Below are 5,191 nucleotides of genomic sequence, written 5' to 3' on the forward strand. Positions count from 1 at the left end.
AAGGATCTAGGTGAAGATCCTTTTTGATAATCTCATGACCAAAATCCCTTAACGTGAGTTTTCGTTCCACTGAGCGTCAGACCCCGAAACCGCGACGCTTACAGCTGAAAGCGACCAGGTGCTCGGCGTGGCAAGACTCGCAGCGAACCCGTAGAAAGCCATGCTCCAGCCGCCCGCATTGGAGAAATTCTTCAAATTCCCGTTGCACATAGCCCGGCAATTCCTTTCCCTGCTCTGCCATAAGCGCAGCGAATGCCGGGTAATACTCGTCAACGATCTGATAGAGAAGGGTTTGCTCGGGTCGGTGGCTCTGGTAACGACCAGTATCCCGATCCCGGCTGGCCGTCCTGGCCGCCACATGAGGCATGTTCCGCGTCCTTGCAATACTGTGTTTACATACAGTCTATCGCTTAGCGGAAAGTTCTTTTACCCTCAGCCGAAATGCCTGCCGTTGCTAGACATTGCCAGCCAGTGCCCGTCACTCCCGTACTAACTGTCACGAACCCCTGCAATAACTGTCACGCCCCCCTGCAATAACTGTCACGAACCCCTGCAATAACTGTCACGCCCCCAAACCTGCAAACCCAGCAGGGGCGGGGGCTGGCGGGGTGTTGGAAAAATCCATCCATGATTATCTAAGAATAATCCACTAGGCGCGGTTATCAGCGCCCTTGTGGGGCGCTGCTGCCCTTGCCCAATATGCCCGGCCAGAGGCCGGATAGCTGGTCTATTCGCTGCGCTAGGCTACACACCGCCCCACCGCTGCGCGGCAGGGGGAAAGGCGGGCAAAGCCCGCTAAACCCCACACCAAACCCCGCAGAAATACGCTGGAGCGCTTTTAGCCGCTTTAGCGGCCTTTCCCCCTACCCGAAGGGTGGGGGCGCGTGTGCAGCCCCGCAGGGCCTGTCTCGGTCGATCATTCAGCCCGGCTCATCCTTCTGGCGTGGCGGCAGACCGAACAAGGCGCGGTCGTGGTCGCGTTCAAGGTACGCATCCATTGCCGCCATGAGCCGATCCTCCGGCCACTCGCTGCTGTTCCCTTGCCCGCACCCGCTGAATTTCGGCATTGATTCGCGCTCGTTGTTCTTCGAGCTTGGCCAGCCGATCCGCCGCCTTGTTGCTCCCCTTAACCATCTTGACACCCCATTGTTAATGTGCTGTCTCGTAGGCTATCATGGAGGCACAGCGGCGGCAATCCCGACCCTACTTTGTAGGGGAGGGCGCACTTACCGGTTTCTCTTCGAGAAACTGGCCTAACGGCCACCCTTCGGGCGGTGCGCTCTCCGAGGGCCATTGCATGGAGCCGAAAAGCAAAAGCAACAGCGAGGCAGCATGGCGATTTATCACCTTACGGCGAAAACCGGCAGCAGGTCGGGCGGCCAATCGGCCAGGGCCAAGGCCGACTACATCCAGCGCGAAGGCAAGTATGCCCGCGACATGGATGAAGTCTTGCACGCCGAATCCGGGCACATGCCGGAGTTCGTCGAGCGGCCCGCCGACTACTGGGATGCTGCCGACCTGTATGAACGCGCCAATGGGCGGCTGTTCAAGGAGGTCGAATTTGCCCTGCCGGTCGAGCTGACCCTCGACCAGCAGAAGGCGCTGGCGTCCGAGTTCGCCCAGCACCTGACCGGTGCCGAGCGCCTGCCGTATACGCTGGCCATCCATGCCGGTGGCGGCGAGAACCCGCACTGCCACCTGATGATCTCCGAGCGGATCAATGACGGCATCGAGCGGCCCGCCGCTCAGTGGTTCAAGCGGTACAACGGCAAGACCCCGGAGAAGGGCGGGGCACAGAAGACCGAAGCGCTCAAGCCCAAGGCATGGCTTGAGCAGACCCGCGAGGCATGGGCCGACCATGCCAACCGGGCATTAGAGCGGGCTGGCCACGACGCCCGCATTGACCACAGAACACTTGAGGCGCAGGGCATCGAGCGCCTGCCCGGTGTTCACCTGGGGCCGAACGTGGTGGAGATGGAAGGCCGGGGCATCCGCACCGACCGGGCAGACGTGGCCCTGAACATCGACACCGCCAACGCCCAGATCATCGACTTACAGGAATACCGGGAGGCAATAGACCATGAACGCAATCGACAGAGTGAAGAAATCCAGAGGCATCAACGAGTTAGCGGAGCAGATCGAACCGCTGGCAAAGGAAATCGGGGCAGAGGTCGATAGTGGTGGGGCGCTCAAGCACATACAGGACTGCATCGAGCGCCTTTGGAAGGTATCCATCATCGCCCAGAATGGCCGCAAGCGGCAGGGGTTTCGGCTGCTGTCGGAGTACGCCAGCGACGAGGCGGACGGGCGCCTGTACGTGGCCCTGAACCCCTTGATCGCGCAGGCCGTCATGGGTGGCGGCCAGCATGTGCGCATCAGCATGGACGAGGTGCGGGCGCTGGACAGCGAAACCGCCCGCCTGCTGCACCAGCGGCTGTGTGGCTGGATCGACCCCGGCAAAACCGGCAAGGCTTCCATAGATACCTTGTGCGGCTATGTCTGGCCGTCAGAGGCCAGTGGTTCGACCATGCGCAAGCGCCGCCAGCGGGTGCGCGAGGCGTTGCCGGAGCTGGTCGCGCTGGGCTGGACGGTAACCGAGTTCGCGGCGGGCAAGTACGACATCACCCGGCCCAAGGCGGCAGGCTGACCCCCCCCACTCTATTGTAAACAAGACATTTTTATCTTTTATATTCAATGGCTTATTTTCCTGCTAATTGGTAATACCATGAAAAATACCATGCTCAGAAAAGGCTTAACAATATTTTGAAAAATTGCCTACTGAGCGCTGCCGCACAGCTCCATAGGCCGCTTTCCTTGCTTTGCTTCCAGATGTATGCTATTCTGCTCCTGCAGCTAATGGATCACCGCAAACAGGTTACTCGCCTGGGGATTCCCTTTCGACCCGAGCATCCGTATGATACTCATGCTCGATTATTATTATTATAGAAGCCCCCATGAATAAATCGCTCATCATTTTCGGCATCGTCAACATAACCTCGGACAGTTTCTCCGATGGAGGCCGGTATCTGGCGCCAGACGCAGCCATTGCGCAGGCGCGTAAGCTGATGGCCGAGGGGGCAGATGTGATCGACCTCGGTCCGGCATCCAGCAATCCCGACGCCGCGCCTGTTTCGTCCGACACAGAAATCGCGCGTATCGCGCCGGTGCTGGACGCGCTCAAGGCAGATGGCATTCCCGTCTCGCTCGACAGTTATCAACCCGCGACGCAAGCCTATGCCTTGTCGCGTGGTGTGGCCTATCTCAATGATATTCGCGGTTTTCCAGACGCTGCGTTCTATCCGCAATTGGCGAAATCATCTGCCAAACTCGTCGTTATGCATTCGGTGCAAGACGGGCAGGCAGATCGGCGCGAGGCACCCGCTGGCGACATCATGGATCACATTGCGGCGTTCTTTGACGCGCGCATCGCGGCGCTGACGGGTGCCGGTATCAAACGCAACCGCCTTGTCCTTGATCCCGGCATGGGGTTTTTTCTGGGGGCTGCTCCCGAAACCTCGCTCTCGGTGCTGGCGCGGTTCGATGAATTGCGGCTGCGCTTCGATTTGCCGGTGCTTCTGTCTGTTTCGCGCAAATCCTTTCTGCGCGCGCTCACAGGCCGTGGTCCGGGGGATGTCGGGGCCGCGACACTCGCTGCAGAGCTTGCCGCCGCCGCAGGTGGAGCTGACTTCATCCGCACACACGAGCCGCGCCCCTTGCGCGACGGGCTGGCGGTATTGGCGGCGCTGAAAGAAACCGCAAGAATTCGTTAACTGCACATTCGGGATATTTCTCTATATTCGCGCTTCATCAGAAAACTGAAGGAACCTCCATTGAATCGAACTAATATTTTTTTTGGTGAATCGCATTCTGACTGGTTGCCTGTCAGAGGCGGAGAATCTGGTGATTTTGTTTTTCGACGTGGTGACGGGCATGCCTTCGCGAAAATCGCACCTGCTTCCCGCCGCGGTGAGCTCGCTGGAGAGCGTGACCGCCTCATTTGGCTCAAAGGTCGAGGTGTGGCTTGCCCCGAGGTCATCAACTGGCAGGAGGAACAGGAGGGTGCATGCTTGGTGATAACGGCAATTCCGGGAGTACCGGCGGCTGATCTGTCTGGAGCGGATTTGCTCAAAGCGTGGCCGTCAATGGGGCAGCAACTTGGCGCTGTTCACAGCCTATCGGTTGATCAATGTCCGTTTGAGCGCAGGCTGTCGCGAATGTTCGGACGCGCCGTTGATGTGGTGTCCCGCAATGCCGTCAATCCCGACTTCTTACCGGACGAGGACAAGAGTACGCCGCAGCTCGATCTTTTGGCTCGTGTCGAACGAGAGCTACCGGTGCGGCTCGACCAAGAGCGCACCGATATGGTTGTTTGCCATGGTGATCCCTGCATGCCGAACTTCATGGTGGACCCTAAAACTCTTCAATGCACGGGTCTGATCGACCTTGGGCGGCTCGGAACAGCAGATCGCTATGCCGATTTGGCACTCATGATTGCTAACGCCGAAGAGAACTGGGCAGCGCCAGATGAAGCAGAGCGCGCCTTCGCTGTCCTATTCAATGTATTGGGGATCGAAGCCCCCGACCGCGAACGCCTTGCCTTCTATCTGCGATTGGACCCTCTGACTTGGGGTTGATGTTCATGCCGCCTGTTTTTCCTGCTCATTGGCACGTTTCGCAACCTGTTCTCATTGCGGACACCTTTTCCAGCCTCGTTTGGAAAGTTTCATTGCCAGACGGGACTCCTGCAATCGTCAAGGGATTGAAACCTATAGAAGACATTGCTGATGAACTGCGCGGGGCCGACTATCTGGTATGGCGCAATGGGAGGGGAGCAGTCCGGTTGCTCGGTCGTGAGAACAATCTGATGTTGCTCGAATATGCCGGGGAGCGAATGCTCTCTCACATCGTTGCCGAGCACGGCGACTACCAGGCGACCGAAATTGCAGCGGAACTAATGGCGAAGCTGTATGCCGCATCTGAGGAACCCCTGCCTTCTGCCCTTCTCCCGATCCGGGATCGCTTTGCAGCTTTGTTTCAGCGGGCGCGCGATGATCAAAACGCAGGTTGTCAAACTGACTACGTCCACGCGGCGATTATAGCCGATCAAATGATGAGCACTTTTAAAGTTCTGCTATGTGGTGCGGTATTATCCCGTGTTGACGCCGGGCAAGAGCAACTCGGTCGCCGCATA

At 58.4% G+C, this 5,191-nt stretch carries 4 protein-coding genes and 4 pseudogenes; 7 read left to right on the top strand and 1 reads right to left on the bottom strand.

The annotated features are described in order from the left end of the window. Window positions 1–85: 85 nt before the first annotated feature. Window positions 86–367, bottom strand: a pseudogene (locus tag J3U66_RS12705) (IS91 family transposase); the annotation flags it as partial. A 519-nt stretch (window positions 368–886) separates the two neighbouring features. On the opposite strand from J3U66_RS12705, the gene J3U66_RS12710 reads away from it, so the two are divergent. From J3U66_RS12710 to J3U66_RS12740, 7 genes and pseudogenes are all read left to right on the top strand, one after another. After that, window positions 887–1,009: a hypothetical protein gene (locus J3U66_RS12710; protein WP_267349248.1), complete on the top strand. Its 123-nt coding sequence runs from the start codon at window positions 887–889 to the stop codon at window positions 1,007–1,009. Between the two features lie 323 nt (window positions 1,010–1,332). Continuing rightward, window positions 1,333–1,974 (top strand): annotated as a pseudogene (locus tag J3U66_RS12715) (MobA/MobL family protein); the annotation flags it as partial. A 106-nt stretch (window positions 1,975–2,080) separates the two neighbouring features. Continuing rightward, window positions 2,081–2,131, top strand: a pseudogene (locus J3U66_RS12720) (mobilization protein); the annotation flags it as partial. A 15-nt stretch (window positions 2,132–2,146) separates the two neighbouring features. Beyond that, a pseudogene (repC, locus tag J3U66_RS12725) lies at window positions 2,147–2,647 on the top strand (replication protein C, IncQ-type); the annotation flags it as partial. 307 nt (window positions 2,648–2,954) lie between these two features. Further along, window positions 2,955–3,770, top strand: a complete 816-nt coding sequence (gene sul2 / locus J3U66_RS12730) for a sulfonamide-resistant dihydropteroate synthase Sul2 (protein ID WP_001043260.1) — start codon at window positions 2,955–2,957, stop codon at window positions 3,768–3,770. A 60-nt stretch (window positions 3,771–3,830) separates the two neighbouring features. After that, window positions 3,831–4,634, top strand: a complete 804-nt coding sequence (gene aph(3'')-Ib, locus J3U66_RS12735; protein ID WP_001082319.1) for an aminoglycoside O-phosphotransferase APH(3'')-Ib — start codon at window positions 3,831–3,833, stop codon at window positions 4,632–4,634. Next, window positions 4,634–5,191 (top strand): aminoglycoside phosphotransferase family protein (locus tag J3U66_RS12740; RefSeq protein ID WP_416379689.1); only part of this gene is annotated, 558 nt, incomplete at its 3' end. The genes aph(3'')-Ib and J3U66_RS12740, both read left to right, overlap by 1 nt.

Origin of the sequence: Gilliamella sp. B2969, from assembly GCF_026536195.1 — a bacterium.
Taxonomy (GTDB): domain Bacteria; phylum Pseudomonadota; class Gammaproteobacteria; order Enterobacterales; family Orbaceae; genus Gilliamella.